The organism is Streptomyces sp. a15 (assembly GCF_059026085.1).
The window spans coordinates 114,090-129,593 of the sequence record NZ_JBWLKM010000022.1 but is presented as its reverse complement, the minus strand read 5'-3'; the positions used below and the strand labels follow the sequence as shown (position 1 = coordinate 129,593).

General features: G+C 72.3%; 14 protein-coding genes. 10 read left to right on the top strand and 4 right to left on the bottom strand.

All coding sequences use genetic code 11. The features are described from left to right. The first annotated feature begins 52 nt into the window (after positions 1 to 52). The 3 genes from AC5P09_RS23530 to AC5P09_RS23520 all read left to right on the top strand — a co-directional run bounded on the left by AC5P09_RS23530 (position 53) and on the right by AC5P09_RS23520 (position 2,337). Positions 53 to 763: a YcnI family protein gene (locus AC5P09_RS23530; RefSeq protein WP_493875779.1), complete on the top strand. Its 711-nt coding sequence runs from the start codon at positions 53 to 55 to the stop codon at positions 761 to 763. Positions 764 to 886: 123 nt separating this feature from the next. Further along, positions 887 to 1,603, top strand: a complete 717-nt coding sequence (locus AC5P09_RS23525; RefSeq protein ID WP_493875762.1) for a hypothetical protein — start codon at positions 887 to 889, stop codon at positions 1,601 to 1,603. 140 nt (positions 1,604 to 1,743) lie between these two features. Next, complete coding sequence (locus AC5P09_RS23520) at positions 1,744 to 2,337, top strand: sigma-70 family RNA polymerase sigma factor (protein ID WP_493875761.1); 594 nt, start codon at positions 1,744 to 1,746, stop codon at positions 2,335 to 2,337. 651 nt (positions 2,338 to 2,988) lie between these two features. Here the strand turns inward: AC5P09_RS23520 and AC5P09_RS23515 are convergent. After that, positions 2,989 to 3,468, bottom strand: coding sequence for a MarR family winged helix-turn-helix transcriptional regulator (locus AC5P09_RS23515; RefSeq protein WP_493875760.1), 480 nt, complete (start codon positions 3,466 to 3,468; stop codon positions 2,989 to 2,991). 84 nt (positions 3,469 to 3,552) lie between these two features. Here AC5P09_RS23515 and AC5P09_RS23510 point away from each other — a divergent pair, with 84 nt between their 5' ends. Next, positions 3,553 to 4,068 carry a YceI family protein gene (locus AC5P09_RS23510; RefSeq protein ID WP_493875759.1) on the top strand — a complete coding sequence of 172 codons (516 nt, stop codon included), beginning with the start codon at positions 3,553 to 3,555 and terminating at the stop codon, positions 4,066 to 4,068. Here the strand turns inward: AC5P09_RS23510 and AC5P09_RS23505 are convergent. Both AC5P09_RS23505 and AC5P09_RS23500 read right to left on the bottom strand, forming a co-directional pair. Further along, a complete protein-coding gene (locus AC5P09_RS23505) occupies positions 4,049 to 5,776 on the bottom strand; it encodes a hypothetical protein (RefSeq protein ID WP_493875758.1) in 1,728 nt (575 codons plus the stop codon). The two genes, AC5P09_RS23510 and AC5P09_RS23505, sit on opposite strands and share 20 nt — an antisense overlap. Before the next feature lie 120 nt (positions 5,777 to 5,896). Further along, on the bottom strand, positions 5,897 to 9,925 hold the full coding sequence (locus AC5P09_RS23500) for a bifunctional nitrate reductase/sulfite reductase flavoprotein subunit alpha (RefSeq protein WP_493875757.1): 4,029 nt from the start codon (positions 9,923 to 9,925) through the stop codon (positions 5,897 to 5,899). A 186-nt stretch (positions 9,926 to 10,111) separates the two neighbouring features. Here AC5P09_RS23500 and AC5P09_RS23495 point away from each other — a divergent pair, with 186 nt between their 5' ends. The 4 genes from AC5P09_RS23495 to AC5P09_RS23480 all read left to right on the top strand — a co-directional run bounded on the left by AC5P09_RS23495 (position 10,112) and on the right by AC5P09_RS23480 (position 12,739). Further along, a complete protein-coding gene (locus AC5P09_RS23495) occupies positions 10,112 to 10,507 on the top strand; it encodes a cell division protein SepF (RefSeq protein WP_493875756.1) in 396 nt (131 codons plus the stop codon). A 74-nt stretch (positions 10,508 to 10,581) separates the two neighbouring features. Continuing rightward, positions 10,582 to 11,769, top strand: a complete 1,188-nt coding sequence (locus tag AC5P09_RS23490; RefSeq protein ID WP_493875755.1) for an AAA family ATPase — start codon at positions 10,582 to 10,584, stop codon at positions 11,767 to 11,769. Beyond that, the gene (locus tag AC5P09_RS23485) at positions 11,766 to 12,092 is read left to right on the top strand and encodes a nucleotide pyrophosphohydrolase (RefSeq protein ID WP_266432681.1); all 327 of its coding nucleotides are present in this window, start codon (positions 11,766 to 11,768) and stop codon (positions 12,090 to 12,092) included. Before AC5P09_RS23490 ends, AC5P09_RS23485 begins: the two co-directional genes overlap by 4 nt. A 188-nt stretch (positions 12,093 to 12,280) precedes the next feature. Then, positions 12,281 to 12,739: a DUF6099 family protein gene (locus tag AC5P09_RS23480; RefSeq protein WP_493875754.1), complete on the top strand. Its 459-nt coding sequence runs from the start codon at positions 12,281 to 12,283 to the stop codon at positions 12,737 to 12,739. Positions 12,740 to 13,079: 340 nt separating this feature from the next. Here AC5P09_RS23480 and AC5P09_RS23475 read toward each other — a convergent pair whose 3' ends face one another. Then, on the bottom strand, positions 13,080 to 13,259 hold the full coding sequence (locus AC5P09_RS23475; RefSeq protein ID WP_493875753.1) for a hypothetical protein: 180 nt from the start codon (positions 13,257 to 13,259) through the stop codon (positions 13,080 to 13,082). A gap of 255 nt (positions 13,260 to 13,514) precedes the next feature. Here AC5P09_RS23475 and AC5P09_RS23470 point away from each other — a divergent pair, with 255 nt between their 5' ends. Beyond that, a complete protein-coding gene (locus AC5P09_RS23470; RefSeq protein ID WP_493875752.1) occupies positions 13,515 to 14,438 on the top strand; it encodes an LLM class F420-dependent oxidoreductase in 924 nt (307 codons plus the stop codon). Positions 14,439 to 14,571: 133 nt separating this feature from the next. After that, positions 14,572 to 15,483, top strand: coding sequence for a DUF4232 domain-containing protein (locus AC5P09_RS23465; protein WP_493875751.1), 912 nt, complete (start codon positions 14,572 to 14,574; stop codon positions 15,481 to 15,483). Positions 15,484 to 15,504: the final 21 nt, after the last annotated feature.

Below are 15,504 nucleotides of genomic sequence, written 5' to 3'. Positions count from 1 at the left end.
CCCGACACCCTTCCCCAGTACGGAGATCCACCCACCCATGTCCTGCCGACCCATGTTCTGCGCCCACACCACCCTGCGCCGCGCCGGCGTCGTCACCGCCCTCGCCGCCGCCGGAGTCCTGGCCGCCGCGGGCGTCGCCTCCGCGCATGTCACCGTCCACCCCGAGAGCTACGCCAAGGGCGCCACCGACGGCCTGCTGAGCTTCCGCGTCCCCGACGAGAACGCCTCCGCGAGCACCACCGAGGTGCAGCTCTTCCTGCCCACCGACCACCCCGTCCTCGGCGTGCTCGTCTCCCCGCACGACGGCTGGAGCGCCAAGGTGACCGACGCGAAGCTGAAGACGCCGGTCAAGACGGACGACGGCACCATCACCGACGCCGTCTCCGAGATCACCTGGACCGGCGGGAGAATCGAACCCGGGCACTACGAGGACTTCGACGTCGCCTTCGGTCAACTGCCCGACAACACCACGCAGTTGCCCTTCAAGACCCTGCAGACGTACTCCGACGGAAAGGTCGTCCGCTGGATCGAGGAGGCCGAACAGGGCGCGGACGAACCCGAGAACCCGGCGCCGGTGCTCAAGCTCACGACCGGTGACGGCACGTCGGAGGCGGCACCCGCGAGCTCGGCGTCGACGGCTTCGGCGAGCGACTCCACCGCGCGCGGGCTCGGTGTCGCCGGTCTGGTCGTGGGCGTACTGGGGCTGGCGGCAGGGGCGTTCGCCGTCGTACGGAGCCGTACGGCCCGGGGCCGGTCCGAGTAACGCGCGGCGCTTCCTTCCGCGTTGGCGTGTCGTGGATCACATGTGTGGGGATGAGTCCGGGGCCGGGGGGGATATCCGTACCCCTGCGTGATGATCTGCGCGTCGATGCGAGGATGAGGCGCCATGACAGCCGGGCGGGGTTCTCGCACAGCACGGGCCGCGGTGTTCGCGGCCGTCTGTGTGCTGCTCGCCGCCCTGGGCCACGTCATGATGTCCGGCAGCCGGGTGCCCGCCTGGGTGCTGGCCGCCGGATTCGCCGCGACCGGTGCCGTCGGCTGGTGCCTGGCCGGGCGGGAGCGCGGGCTGTCGCTGATCGTGGCCGTCGTGGTCACTGTCCAGACGCTGCTGCACTCGGCGTTCTCGCTCGCGGGCGGCGCGACGGCACCGGATCCGGGTTCCCCGGGTAACGGCTCCCCGCGCGAGGACTCCCCGCACTCGGGCTCCGCCCACACAGGCTCGATGCATATGGACGGCACGGACTCTATGGGCACCGAGTCCATGGGCACGGACTCCATGGGCCTGGGCCACATGGACATGAGCCACATGGGCTCCTCCGTCGACGGCGGCACGTCCTCGTTCGGCATGTTCGCCGCCCACCTCCTGGCCGCGCTGCTGTGCGGCCTGTGGCTGGCCCACGGTGAACGGGCCGCCTTCCGCATCCTGCGGGCCGTCGCCGGACGGCTGGCGGCCCCGCTGCGGCTGCTGCTGGCGCTGCCCGCCGTGGCCGACCGCCCGCGTCTCGGCGGACGCCGCCCGCGCTCGGGCCGGGCGCCCCGCCTGCTCCTTCTCGTCCACGCGATCACTTCTCGGGGTCCGCCCCTGGGGACGGCTGTCGTCTGACGACAGCACTGGTACCCGAGGCCGCCGTAGGGCACCTCGGGCGGTTGCCGTACGCCCGCGCCGGGCGTCGTACGCCCATGCGGCGTCGTACGGCCGCCATCCCCCTCTCCTCCCTCACGGATGACCGAGAAGGACACCAGATGATCCCCGCAAGGGACCCCATGGACGAGTCGACGACCGCCTGGGCGCTCGCAGCCCGCGCCGGTGACGCCGAGGCCGTCGAGCACTTCGTCCGCGCCCTGCACCGCGACGTCCTGCGGTACGTCGCCCACCTCTGCGCCGATCCCCAGGCCGTGGACGACCTGGCCCAGGACACGTTTCTGCGTGCGCTCGGCAGCCTGCACCGGTTCGAGGGCCGTTCCTCCGCCCGTGCCTGGCTGCTGTCCATCGCGCGCCGCGCGGTGATCGACAGTTACCGGCACTCGGCGGCCCGGCCCCGGCTGCACGACGCGACGGACTGGCAGCTCGCCGTCGAGCGGGCCCAGCCGTGCGGGCTGCCCGGCTTCGACGACGGCGTCGCGCTGGCCGACCTGCTGGCGGCGCTGCCCGAGGAGCGCCGGGAGGCGTTCGTCCTCACCCAGTTGCTGGGCCTGCCCTACGGGGAGGCGGCCGCGCTGACCGGCTGCCCGGTCGGCACGGTCCGCTCCCGGGTGGCCCGGGCCCGCGCCACGCTGATCGACCTGCTGACGGCGGCGGACGAACAGTGTCCGCGGCCGGTGGTTGTGGCGGCCTGACGCGGCCCGCTCAGCGGCGCGGCTTCCGCACCCGCCCGGCCGCCGGGAGCGACGCCGTACGCGCTCCCCGGTGTGCCGGGCCGGGCGGCCTCGGGGAGCGCCGAAGCCAGTAGTTCCGCGAGGTGCACCGCCTCGTGGCCGCCGCTGTCGAACTCGTGGATCTGGGTACGGCAGCTGAAGCCGTCGGCGAGGACCACGGTCCCCGGGGCCTCCCGCGCAGCCGCGGCAGCAGGACGCGTTCCGCGCTCGTCCTGCTGAGGTCCAGGTGCCCGGGCTCGAAGCCGGGCGTTCGTCGGCCGTCCAGTCGAGCACCGCGTGCTGGTGGCAGTGCACCTGGGCCGGCGCCCGTACGGAACGGTCCGGCACCTGCTCGGGTTCGTGGCCGGGGGAGTGCTCGGTGAGCAACTCGCCCAGGGCCACCGTCTGTTCGCGCAGCCGACGCACGTCACGGTCGCCGGGGAACAGCTCGGCCGCGTCCGTGCGGAACACGGCCGTACAGCTCGGTTCGAGGCCGACGACCGGACCGCCCGCCCGTACGTGGTCGGCGAGGTGGCGCACGGTACGGAACAACACCCGTTCGGCGACGGCGGCGACCGTGCCCCTGGGCACGGGGCGGCCGGGTCTCCCCGGCGGTGCCGACGACACGGGGCCTTACTCGGCGTCCGCCTCCGAGGCCAGGCCCGGCAGCAGCGCGCACATCGCGTCGCGCTGGGCGGGACCCACGAACTGCTCCAGCGCCTGGATCACCGTCTGGGCCAGCAGCCCGGAGGACTCCGTCAGCAGCTGTCGCGCCTTCTCCGTGAGGGCCACCTCGACGCCCCGCTTGTCGCCGCAGACCGACTTGCGGGTGACGAGGCCGGCGTGCTGGAGGCAGGCGATCTGGTAGGTGAGCCGGGTCTTGGGGCGGCCCAGGAGCTCCGCGATCTGCGTCATGCGCAGGCCCGCGGGCTGCTCGGCCAGCAGGCACAGGACCAGGAACTCGTCGTGCGAGACGTCGAGCCGTTCCTTGACGACGGAGCGCAGCCGCTGTTCCACGGCCCCGGTGGAGGCCAGCACGACCATCCAGGCGCGCAGTTCGTCCGGCAGGACTCTGTCGCCGGACGTGGAAGGGCATTCGGGCAGGTCGGCCATGAATTCGAGTCTACCTGTTGTCCAAGTTTGGATTATTGGCTACTGTCAGGTCATCCAAATTTGGACGACAGGGAGCAAGAGATCATGACCGTCGCTGTGGAAACCGGCCTCTGGCAGCTCGACCCGACCGCCTCGACCGTGGCGTTCCGGCACAAGACGATGTGGGGCCTGGTCACGGTGAAGGGCACCTTCTCCGGCGTGGCGGGGCAGGGCGAGGTCCGCCCCGACGGATCGGCCGTCGGCACCCTCACCCTGGAGGCCGCCTCCCTGGACACCAAGAACGCCAAGCGCGACATCCACCTGAGGTCCGCCGACTTCTTCGACGTCGACAACCACCCCCAGATCAGCCTCACCGTCCGCAGCGCCGAACTCCGCGAGGGCAACAAGGTCCACGTCGTCGCTCAGCTCACCGCGCGCGGCATCAGCAGGCCCCTGACCTTCACCGCGAACCTCGTCGGAGCGGACGCCGACGCGCTCACGCTGGAGGCCGAATTCACCGTGGACCGCGAGCAGTTCGGCATGGGCTGGAACCAGATGAGCATGATCCGCGGCCTGACCACGATCGCGACGACGCTCCGCTTCAGCCGGTCGGCAGCGTGATGTAGGCGCTGGACAGAGTCTGCGGCGAGGCCGTGAAGGCCCGCAGCCGGATCCGTACGCCCGCCCGTCGGGGCAGGGCGTACGTCCCGCCCGGCGGCCGGAGTTCGTACGTCGCCGTCGCGTGCGCGGGCAGCGCGGCCGGGCCTCGGACGACCGACCAGTACGCGTCCATGCCCTGGCCCGTGGTGAGCGTGAAGTGGGGCGTCAGGGCGCTGCCGCCCGTGTTGGTGACCCTCACCGTCAGCTCGGACGCCGCGGTCGCCGAGGCCCGCCGCACCGAGGCGACCCGCATCCGCAGCGGAGGCGTCCCCGTCACCGCCAGCACGGAACCGACCAGGGCGGGCGCGAGCAGCAGGACGACCACGGCGGCCCGCGCCGGCCGATGCGGGCCGGACAGCAGGCGCGGCCTCGGCTGCCACGCGTCGGCGAACTCGGACGGGGGCGCGGTCACGGCCGCCGCCAGCCACAGCGGCGTCATCAGCAGGTAGTAGCCGTCCTGCGAACGCGTCGCCAGGAAGAAGGCGCACCACGGCAGGACGGTCGCCGCGGGCCCCAAGCGCCGTACGAACAGCACGAACAGCGCGAGCAGACCCGCGGCCAGCAGCAGACTCGCGTGCCCGTACCAGTCGAGCCGGTCGCTGCCGTTCGTGAAGTAGAGCGAGACGTCCACCAGGCCCTGCCCGTGCAGCACCGCGCCCTGGGTCAACGGCAGCGCGATACCGGCAAGCCAGGGACCCGGCTCGCTCACGATGAAGTACGTGCTGATCAGCAGCCATACGGTGACGGCGACCCCGACCACCCGCAGCACCACCAGCGCCGCCGCCCGCGCGCCCAGCTCGCCGCGCCGCACGGCGTAGACGCCGGCCAGCAGGAACGGTGCGAGGAACCACGGCAGTTGCTGCGCCGCGCAGGCCGCTCCCAAGCAGGCCGCCTGTGCGAGCCCGGACGTCCCGAGCCGCCCGCCCCGCCCGATCCGCGGCCAGCGCACCACCACCGGCACCAGCAGGGCCAGGGCGAGGATCGCCGGGTAGCCGAGCCTGGCGTACGAGGGCAGCATGCCGAAGCCGAGGCACACCATGGTCGCCGCCGACCGCCACGGCCCGGGCAACAGCCGCCACAGCACGACCGTGCCGACGAGCAGTGCGCCGGTGGCCAGTACCGTCGCCGGCATACCGCCGCTCCCCAGCCACAGCAGGGGCGCGGTCAGCAGCGGGGCCAGCGGGGGATAGCCGTAGGTGAGGTCGTAGCCGCCGGTCACCGTCGCGGTGAGGCCGACGCCGGGGTGGCCGAACAGCCAGGGCCAGGGCTGCCCGTAGACGGGGTGCCCGGCGACCAGCTCCCGGGCGGCCTGGGTGGTGAGGGCCGCCTCGTCGGAGCCCCGGTGGAAGAGGACGAGCGCGCACAGGGCGAGCGTCACCGCGGTCACCAGGACGCAACTGTCCACCCGTGCCAGCGACCGCTCCCGGCGCACCACCAGCGCCAGCACCCCGCACACCAGGATCGAGGCGTAGCACACGGAGATCACCGCGGCCACGGGAAGCCGGTGGCCGGCCGCCTGTGTCCACACCGAGCGCGTACCGATGAGAAGGCTGATGTCGGCGAGCAGCGTCAGGACGCGATGCCACTGGGCGGGAGGTTCCGGGGCGGCGGGCACCGCCGGCTGGGTTCGCCGGCCGGGCGCCGACAGCTGAGTATCTGCCAGGAGCACGTCACCGGACGCTAATCGTGGCTGGTGAGCGAGGTGCCGACGGAGGTGAAGAGTCCGGTGTGGGGGCGGTAAGAACCGGGCATCCCGGGCAAACGGCGTCTCGGGGCCTGTGCCAGGCTCTCAGTAGACGTCCCGTACGTACCGCTTCGCCGCCGCCAGTTGTTTCACCCACGCCGACGCCTCGGCCTCGTCCAGGCCGCCGTGCGCGACAGCGATGTCCCTCAGGGCCCGGTCCACGTCCTTCGCCATGCGGGAGGCGTCGCCGCAGACGTAGAAGTGGGCGCCGTCCTGCAGCCAGCGCCACAGCTCGGGGCCGTGCTCGAGCATCCGGTCCTGCACGTAGACCTTGTTGCGCTGGTCCCGGGAGAAGGCGGTGTCGAGGCGGGACAGGGCGCCCTCGTCGAGCAGCGCGGTCAGTTCGTCCTCGTAGTAGAAGTCGGTGGCGCGGTGCTGCTCGCCGAAGAACAGCCAGTTGGGCGCCCGGTGACCGAGCTCGCGCCGCTCCTGGAGGAAGCCGACGAAGGGCGCGACCCCCGTGCCCGGTCCGACCATCACCATCGGCGTCGAGGCGTCGGCGGGCGGCCGGAAATGCGGTGAGCGCTGCACGAACACCGGCACCTCGGTGTCCGCCTCGGCGTCGGCGAGGAAGGGCGAGCAGACCCCGCCGCGCGGACGGCCGTACAGGTTCTCGTAGCGCACGACGGACACCGTGAGCGAGACCTGGTGCGGGTCGACGAGCGGGCTGGAGGAGATGGAGTACAGCCGGGGCTGCAGCTTCCTGAGCACGTCCGCCCAGTCCTGCGCACCCGCCCGCACAGGGTGCTCGGCGAGCACGTCCACCGCCTGGCGGCCCCAACTCCACTGTGCGAGGCCGTCCTTGTTGTCGGGACGCAGCAGCCTGCGCAGCTCCCGGTCGTCACGCACGTGGTCGGCGACGAAGCGGAGCAGGTCGGGGGTGATCTTCGTGATGTCGAGGTGCCGGTGCAGGGCCTCGGCGAAGGGCACCTCCCCGACTCCCTCCAGGGACACGGAGGCCGACCCCGCCACCTCGGTGGCCGCGAGCCATTCCTTCACCAGCGCGGGCGAGTTGACCGGACGCACCCCGAGCGCGTCCCCGGCCTCGTACGTCAACGGCGTCCCGCTGGTGTCGAACGTGAAGCGCCTGACCTCCTTGCCCGCACCGGGCCGGCTGAGCAGCCGGTTGCCGACGAGACGGGCGGCGGCGGGGGCGGGCTTGGGGGAGCGGGTGGGCTTCGCGGCAGGGGGCCGCGTACCCGTCGCCGGTTCCTGGGCGTCGGTCTTGGCGGCCAGCGCGCCGAGCACCTCGTCCAGCCAGGCGTCCGCCGACGGCTCGAAGTCCGGTTCGCAGTCGATGCGCGGCGCGAGCCGCACCGCGCCCAGTTCGTCCAGCCGTGCGTCCAGTCGGCGGCCGTGCCCGCAGAAGTCGTCGTACGAGGAGTCGCCGAAGGCCAGGACGGCGTAGCGCACCCCCTCCAGGCGCGGGGCCTGCTCCCCGGACAGCGCCTCCCAGAAGCCGGAGCCGTTGTCCGGCGCGTCCCCGTCGCCGAAGGTGCTGGTGATCAGCAGCAGGTCGGCGCCGGACGGCAGCGCGCCCGGGTCGGTGTCGTCCATGCCGAGGAGCCTCGCCGTGTGCCCGCTCCGGGACAGCCGGTCGGCGACGGCCCCGGCGAACTCCTCGGCGTTGCCGGTCTGCGAGGCCCACAGGATGACGATCTCGCGGCCGCGCCGGACCTGGGGCTCGGCCGCGGTCCGCGAGTACATGCCGGCGAGGACGCCGTTCACCCACAGCGCGTGCTCGGGGCTGAAGGGCGCGTCCGGGGGGAGCACCGGGACGCCGGGGGCACCGGAGTCGATGCCCGCGAGGAAGCCGGTGAGATACAGCCGTTCCTGAGCGGAGAGCACGGGCGGCGGGGCCGGGGCGAGCCCGAAGGGGTCCGCGCCCGGGGTGACGGCGGTCGGGAGGATGACCTCGGCGGGAGCCGCCGGTGGTGCCGCCACTCGTGTCAGCGACACCGCGCACACCTTGAACTCCGGCTGGAACGACACCGGATCCACCGCGTCGCTGGTGACGGCGTTGACGCTCAGGTACTCCCCGAACAGGTCGTTCCAGTGGAACGGCGCGAAACAGGCTCCCGGCCGCACCCGGTCGGTCACCACCGCGGGCAGCACCGCCCGCCCCCGCCGGGAGGCGACCTCCACCCGGTCGCCGTCCGCGATCCCCAACTCCCGTGCGTCCTCGGGATGCAGCTCCACGAACGGCCCGGAGTTCAGCTTGTTGAGCTTGGCGACCTTCCCCGTCTTGGTCAGCGTGTGCCACTGGTGCTGCACCCGCCCGGTGTTCAGGACGAACGGGTAGTCCTCGTCCGGCATTTCGGCCGGGGGCAGGTGCGGCCGCGCGTGGAAGACGGCCCGCCCGCTGCCGGTCGGGAACCGCAGCCCGCCCTCGCCCACGTACCGGATCGGATTGCGCTCGGGCCCGTCCTCGGCGGCCGGCCACTGCACCGGCGTCGACCGCAGCCGCTCGTACGTCACCCCCCGCAGATCCCAGCCGGTCACCGGGTTCCAGAAGCGCCGGATCTCCTCGAAGATCTCCTCGGCACTGCCGTACGAGAACCCCTTCTCGTACCCCATCTCCCGCGCCACGGCCGCGATCAGCCGCCAGTCCGCCATCGCCTCCCCGGGCGGGTCGGCCGCCGCCTGGGTCAGCGTGAGGCTGCGCTCGCTGTTGACGAAGACGCCCTCGCCCTCGGTCCACATCGCGCCGGGCAGGACGACATCGGCGTACGCGTTGGTCTCGGTGTCCCCGAACACGTCCTGGGTGACGACGAACTCGGCGGCCTCCAGGCCCTCGATGACGGTACGGCGGCCCGCGACCGAGGCGACCGGGTTGGTGCAGATGATCCAGCAGGCCTTGATCTCGCCGTCGGCCATCTTCTGGAACATCTCGATGGTGCCCTTGCCGACGCCGTCCTTCCTGAGGGTGTCCGGCGGCAGCTCCCACACCTCCTCGGCGAACGCCCGCTCCTCGTCGACGAGCACCGACCGCTGCCCCGGCAGTCCCGGCCCCATGTAGCCCATCTCGCGGCCGCCCATCGCGTTGGGCTGGCCGGTGAGGGAGAAGGGCCCGCTGCCCGGACGGCAGATGGCGCCGGTCGCGAGATGCAGGTTGACCAGGGCGTTCGTGTTCCAGGTGCCGTGCGTGGACTGGTTGAGGCCCATGGTCCAGCAGCTCATCCACTCACCGGCTTCGCCGATCAGCCGCGCGGCCTGCCGGAGGTCGTCCTCCGCGATCCCCGTGAGCTCGGCCACCGCCGCAGGCGGGTAGTCGGCCAGGAACTCCGGCATCGCCTCCCAGCCCTCGGTGTGCGCGGCGATGAAGCCGGGGTCGGTGTGCCCGTTCTCGACCAGGAGGTGCAGCAGCCCGTTCAGGAGAGCCAGGTCGGTGCCCGGCCTGACCTGGAGGAACACGTCGGCCTTGGCGGCCGTCGCGGTGCGCCGCGGATCCACGACGATCAGCTTGGCGCCCGCCTTGACCCGCTCCATCATCCGCAGGAACAGGATCGGATGGCAGTCGGCCATGTTCGAGCCGATGACCAGGAAGACATCCGCCCGGTCGAAGTCCTCGTACGACCCGGGCGGCCCGTCGGCGCCCAGCGACAGCTTGTATCCGGCACCCGCGCTGGCCATGCACAGCCGCGAGTTCGACTCGATCTGGTTGGTCCGCACGAAGCCCTTGGCCAGCTTGTTCGCCAGGTACTGGGCCTCCATGCTCATCTGCCCGGAGACGTAGAAGGCGATCGCGTCCGGCCCGTGCTCGTCGACGATCGTGCGCAGCTTCCGCGCGGTCTCGGCGATCGCGTCGGCCACGGGCACCGGCACCGGCTCCTCGCCCCGGTCGTCGCGCACCAGCGCGGTGGTCAGCCGGCCGGGCGCGGCGAGCATCTCGGCGGTGGTCGCGCCCTTGGTGCAGAGCCGGCCCGCGTTCGCCGGGTGAGCCTTGTCGCCGGACGCCTTCAGGACCGTACGCCTGCCGTCCGGACCCATCCCGACGTCGAGCAGGATGCCGCAGCCCACACCGCAGTACGAGCAGACCGTTCGCACCTGCTGCGTCTGTGGGGTCGTCGTCATGCCGACAACCGTACGAATTGCCCGTTACGCCTGTGTGACACAACTTGATCACCAGGGGTTACGCCCGCTGCACAGGCGTCCCGGAGGCGGTGTGAGGGGGTCGCGGAGCGTGTCGTGTTCGGCCGAACGGGTGACCATGCGTAAGAATTGCCCGATGCGGACAGCAGTGCGAGCCAAGGACGGAGCATGCCGGTGAACAGCCGCGATGTCACCGACGAACAGTGGGAGGGGCTCGCCCAGGTCGTGCCGCTGCGAGGCCGGGACGCCTGGCCGTCCTCGGTCGGTCACCGGTCCCTGCCTGAAGCCGAGACCGAAACGCGGCGCCGCTTCGTCGTGTTGAGGGTCACTGTGTTCGCGGACGCCCGTGAGGTCGCCGAGACGCTGATGGCGGGCATACCCGTCCTCCTCGACCTCACCGGCGCGGAGACCGACGTCGCCAAGCGGATCCTCGACTTCAGCACCGGAGTCGTCTTCGGACTGGCGAGCGGGATGCACCGCGTGGAGCGGAACGTGTTCCTTCTCACACCCGCCGGCACCGAGGTGACCGGCCTGATGGAGGGGGTCGGGGTGCCCGGCACATGAGACCGGTCCCCCGATCGTAGGAAGGTGCCCGGGGCAAAACGGTTCGCCTGACGGCGGAGTCCTACGGTCCGCACATGACCGTGTCCTGCACGTCCCCCGCGTCCGCCTTACCCCCCGCTCCGGCGCCGCCCGGGGACGGCAGGGCGCACCCGGACCGGCCGTGCGTCACCGAACTGCGGCTGTCCGCCTTCGCCGGGCACCGGCGCGCCGGGTTCCCGCTCGGCCCGCTCACCCTGTTCGCCGGCCCCAGCGGCTGCGGCAAGACGACCGCGCTGCGGGCGTACGAGGCGCTCGCCCGGCTCGGTGGCGGAGCCGCCGTCGACGAGGTGTTCCCCGACCCGGCCGCCTGCGTCCCCGACCGGGCCCGGGCCGACGCCCAGCGCCGGCGCGGCTTCCGCATCGGCTGCACCGCCGACGGGCCCGAGGGCCCGGTCCGGCTCGACGTCGCGATCCAGGCGGAACCCGACCTGCGCATCGTGGGCGAGCGCTTGTCGACGGACGGCCTGGTCCTCCTGCAGACCGCCCTGCGCGACCCCTCGCGGCGCACCGTGCAGGCCGCCTGGCACACGGCGGGCTCCGCACCCGTCACCCGCGCCCCGCTGCCCGACGACCGGCTCGGCACCGCCCTGCTCCCGCTACGCGTGGCCGGCAAGACCGACGGACAGCGCAGGGTGCTCGCCGCCGCCGAACAGATGGTCGTCGCCCTGCGTTCCGTCTTCGCCTGCGACCCGCGCCCCGGCCGGATGCGCACCCCCGTCCCGACCGGCTCCGGACGGCTGCTCGGCGGCTGCGAGAACCTTGCCGACGTGCTCTGGCGCACCCGTGCCGAGTGCACCCGCCGGCACGCGCAACTCGTCGCGGCGGTACGCGCCGGCTGCACCGGCCCCGTCACGGACCTCTACGCCGAACCGCTCCCCGACGGGACCGTACGCGCGCTGCTCGACCGGGGCGACGGGATCCGCACCCGGCTCGGACGGCTGGGCGACGGGGAGTTGAGGTACCTCGCGCTCGCCCTGGTCCTGTTCACCGGGCCCGGGGTGCTGGAGGTCGACCCGGCCGGCGAGGTGCCGGCGGCCCTGCAGACGCTCACCGTGCTCGCCGACAACCTCGACCGCGGCCTGGACCCACGGCAGCGGACCGAACTGCTGCGGCTCGCCGCCCGGATGTGCGACCGCGGGCACATCCGCCTGGTCGGCGCGGTGAGCGACGCATCCTGGGCCGCCGGGTCGACCGGGGTCACGGTGGTAGACCTGACCCCGTGACCGAACCTCTCGACGTGGCGAAACTGCAGCGCCGGCTGGCCGAGTTCGCCGCCGCGCGCAACTGGCAGCCGTACCACACCCCCAAGAACCTCGTCGCCGCGCTGAGCGTGGAGGCGTCCGAACTGGTCGAGATCTTCCAGTGGTTGACGCCCGAGGAGTCCGCCGGCGTCATGGACGACCCCGACACCGCGCACCGCGTCACGGACGAGGTCGCCGACGTCCTCGCGTATCTGCTGCAGCTGTGCGAGGTGCTCGGCATCGACCCGCTGGCGGCGCTGGACGCGAAGATCGACCGGAACGAGCGGAGGTTCCCGGCGCCGTAGACCAATTTCAGGAACGGCAGAGTCCGTTTTCACTCTCCGGAGTCATTCAGCTGTCCGCAACCGTTTCGTTGTCCGAAGATTTCCCTCTTCCTCTGGCTTTTCGTCTCAACCGCTCTCACTCTGGGTAGTGAACAAGGGAGTGCGGGCGGACGTGCCAATGAGCGCGTCGGGACAGACGGGGGCAGCGCATGGACGCTGTGCGGCTGATCGTGACGAGCAGACGCGCCCTGGTGGGCGGTGGTGACGCGCCGGACCTCATGGCGGAGGTGTGGCAGGCGCAGGCCCTGGCCCAGGCGATAGGCAGCCGCCTCGCGGTCGCCGGGCCGCCCGAACTGCGGGGCGAGGCCCTCGGGTTGACCGAGCTGGCGGGCAGAGGCTGCGGCGTCCTCGACCGCCCGGACATCACCACGGAACACCTCCGTGCCGCCCAGCTCACCGAACTGGGCGACGCCCGCCAGGCGCTGCTCTGCCTCGGCGGCCTCCTCGGAGAGGTGGGCATCGCCCTCGTCGGCCTCGCCTCCGCCGCGGACGACGAGCGCACGTACTGGCAGTGCATGGAGGCGATCGACGCGGCGGACGAGTCGAGGGACCGGGTCCTGGACATGCTGCGGAAACTGGCGGACCGGGACGAGGCGTTACCGGCTTAGTGCGGTGGTCGGGCGGGGGGCGGTGATGTGCGGTCAGTCAGCTGACGTTCATGTGCCACTGAACCGAGGCCAGTCATGTGCGGGTCAGTCCGCGGGCGGCCATGTCCCGTCAGTCCGCGGCGGTCGACCCCGGCCTCGACCGGGCCATGTGCCGTCAAACCGCAGGCAGCCAACTGCCGTCAGCCCGCGGGCAGTCGTGCCGCTGGGGCGATGATGGGGGTCCCCCCGCTCGAGCGAAGCCGAGAGTGGGGGAGGGGGGGCGCGGGCGGCACCCCGTAGCGCCGGGCTGCGCGACCCACCCCCCGGCACCAACCCCGTCCACCCGGCAAGCGCACGGCCGTCAGCCGACCTCCCCGTCCTCCGCCAACCCCGCAGTGCTCCTCTCCAGCGCCGACAGATCCGCGTTCAGCGCCGCCATCAGCTCCTCCATCTGCTGCAACAGCCCCTTCGGCTGCCCGGTTCCGATACCGGAACCGGAACCCGCGCCCCCACCCTGCTGCGGCACAGTTTCTTCGGACATGACGGCCTCCTCGGCCCAGGGCCGGGCCCCACCGGAGGCCGACGCGCGTGACGAACGACGACGCCCCGGCAGCGACCGTCCGGCGCGGGCGCCGGTCGGTCCGGCTCCGCCCGAGCCAACGATCACCGCCGTACCGGGTCACTGGCGAGGTCACCCCCCGCGCTCGGCGCTGACGGATTTCACCCGACCCGGGCATCGATGCGCCCGCAGGGGACCGATGGAGTTGACCGCGAGCCCAGCGTGCAGGATGGAGGCATGGATCTTCGCATCTTCACCGAACCCCAGCAGGGCGCCACCTACGACACCCTTCTCACCGTCGCCAAGGCCACCGAAGACCTCGGTTTCGACGCGTTCTTCCGTTCCGACCACTACCTGAAGATGGGCTCCGTGGACGGCCTCCCCGGCCCCACCGACGCCTGGATCACTCTCGCCGGCCTCGCCCGTGAGACGAAGCGCATCCGCCTCGGCACGCTGATGACCGCAGCCACCTTCAGGCTGCCCGGCGTCCTCGCCATCCAGGTCGCGCAGGTCGACCAGATGTCCGGCGGCCGGGTCGAACTCGGCCTGGGCGCGGGCTGGTTCGAGGAGGAGCACACGGCGTACGGCATCCCCTTCCCGAAGGAGAAGTTCGCGCGTCTGGAGGAGCAGCTGGAGATCGTCACCGGGCTGTGGGCGACCGGCGCCGGCGAGACCTTCGACTTCCACGGCACGTACTACGACCTCACCGACTCGCCCGCGCTGCCCAAGCCCGCGCAGAGCAAGATCCCCGTGCTCATCGGCGGCCACGGCGCGAGCCGTACCCCGCGGCTCACCGCGCGGTACGCCGACGAGTTCAACATGCCGTTCGGCTCGGTCGAGGACAGCGAGCGCCAGTTCGGCCGGGTGCGGGCAGCCGCCGAGGAGGCGGGCCGCAAGGCGGACGAGATCACCTGCTCCAACGCCCTCGTCGTCTGCGTCGGCAAGGACGACCAGGAGGTCGCCCGCCGCGCCGCCGCCATCGGCCGTGAGGTCGACGACCTGAAGGCCGACGGTCTGGCCGGCACCCCGTCCGAGGTCGTCGACAAGATCGGCCGCTATGCCGGGATCGGCTCCGAGCGGATGTACCTCCAGATCCTCGACCTGTCCGACCTGGACCACCTGGAGCTGATCTCCTCGCAGGTGCAGTCGCAGCTGTCGTAGGGGTGTCGTAGGGGTGTCGTAGCGGTTGTTGCAGCGGCCGTCGCGGTGGCAAGGAGGGCACTGTGACAGTCCTGTGGCCGGAACTGTGGCCTCCGCCACAGGTGGACCGACCAGGGGCTGATGGGGTGGCCCGATGCGAAGAGCCACCCCCCTCCTGCCGGTCCTGGTCGCCGCGGCCCTGCTCGTGACCGGCTGCGGATCGGAACGCGCCGGTTCCCCGAGCGCCGGATCCGGTGCCTCGCCCCGGAGTTCGGTCTCCCCGGTCTCCGATCCGGGGCTGGACGGTGTGCGGATCACCGGCGTGACCCTTCCGTCGCCCTCGACGCCCGGGATCGTCTCCGCGTACTCCCCGGTCTCCGCCGCCTACGAGGTCGTCAACGACAGCTCCGAAGCACTGACGTACACGATCCTGTTCGACTTCACGACGGCCACCGGCGCGGTGATGACCAACACCCGGCAGACCGTGCACGACGTCGAACCCGGCCGGGCCGTGCGGCGGACCGTCGAGATGCCGCTCTCGACGGGGGGCGGCGGGGACATGGACGTGACGCGGGTGAAGGTCTCCGAGGTCACCAGCGTCCCCGCCGCAGAGGCGCCGGCCGCTCCGGACACGTGCCCCGCCTCCGGGGTGGACGTCACGGTCGACGAGGGCGACGCCGCCATGGGGCTGCGGGTCGTGGGGCTGTGGCTGAAGAACTGCGGCACCGCCGACCACCACGTCGAGGGCTACCCGCGGCTCACCCTCCTCGACGAGGACCGCGAACCGGTCGAGGGCGTCAGGGTCCTCAAGGGCAGCGGCGACATCACCAGTTCCGTCACCGGCGCCGACGACCCGCCCCGACCCGTGACCCTGAAGCCCGGCGAACGCGCCAGAGCAGTCCTAGTGTGGCGCAACACGACCGAAGCCGGTCTCGAAGCCGTCAACGCCCCCTACGTCAGGGTCCACGCGAAGGCCGGCGCCGCACCCGTCACGGTGACCCCCCACCTCGACCTCGGGACCACCGGAAAGCTGGGCGTCGGCCCCTGGACGGCGGAGGAGCGGTAGCACGCGCTCGTGATCTCCGGC

Coding starts and splice junctions, on each gene's coding strand:
- AC5P09_RS23465 (WP_493875751.1), top strand. CDS start 14,572: ATGCGAAGAGCCACCCCCCTCCTGCCGGTCCTGGTCGCCGCGGCCCTG.
- AC5P09_RS23510 (WP_493875759.1), top strand. CDS start 3,553: ATGACCGTCGCTGTGGAAACCGGCCTCTGGCAGCTCGACCCGACCGCC.
- AC5P09_RS23470 (WP_493875752.1), top strand. CDS start 13,515: ATGGATCTTCGCATCTTCACCGAACCCCAGCAGGGCGCCACCTACGAC.
- AC5P09_RS23490 (WP_493875755.1), top strand. CDS start 10,582: ATGACCGTGTCCTGCACGTCCCCCGCGTCCGCCTTACCCCCCGCTCCG.
- AC5P09_RS23520 (WP_493875761.1), top strand. CDS start 1,744: ATGATCCCCGCAAGGGACCCCATGGACGAGTCGACGACCGCCTGGGCG.
- AC5P09_RS23500 (WP_493875757.1), bottom strand. CDS start 9,925: ATGACGACGACCCCACAGACGCAGCAGGTGCGAACGGTCTGCTCGTAC.
- AC5P09_RS23515 (WP_493875760.1), bottom strand. CDS start 3,468: ATGGCCGACCTGCCCGAATGCCCTTCCACGTCCGGCGACAGAGTCCTG.
- AC5P09_RS23495 (WP_493875756.1), top strand. CDS start 10,112: ATGCCGGTGAACAGCCGCGATGTCACCGACGAACAGTGGGAGGGGCTC.
- AC5P09_RS23475 (WP_493875753.1), bottom strand. CDS start 13,259: ATGTCCGAAGAAACTGTGCCGCAGCAGGGTGGGGGCGCGGGTTCCGGT.
- AC5P09_RS23525 (WP_493875762.1), top strand. CDS start 887: ATGACAGCCGGGCGGGGTTCTCGCACAGCACGGGCCGCGGTGTTCGCG.
- AC5P09_RS23480 (WP_493875754.1), top strand. CDS start 12,281: ATGGACGCTGTGCGGCTGATCGTGACGAGCAGACGCGCCCTGGTGGGC.
- AC5P09_RS23530 (WP_493875779.1), top strand. CDS start 53: ATGTTCTGCGCCCACACCACCCTGCGCCGCGCCGGCGTCGTCACCGCC.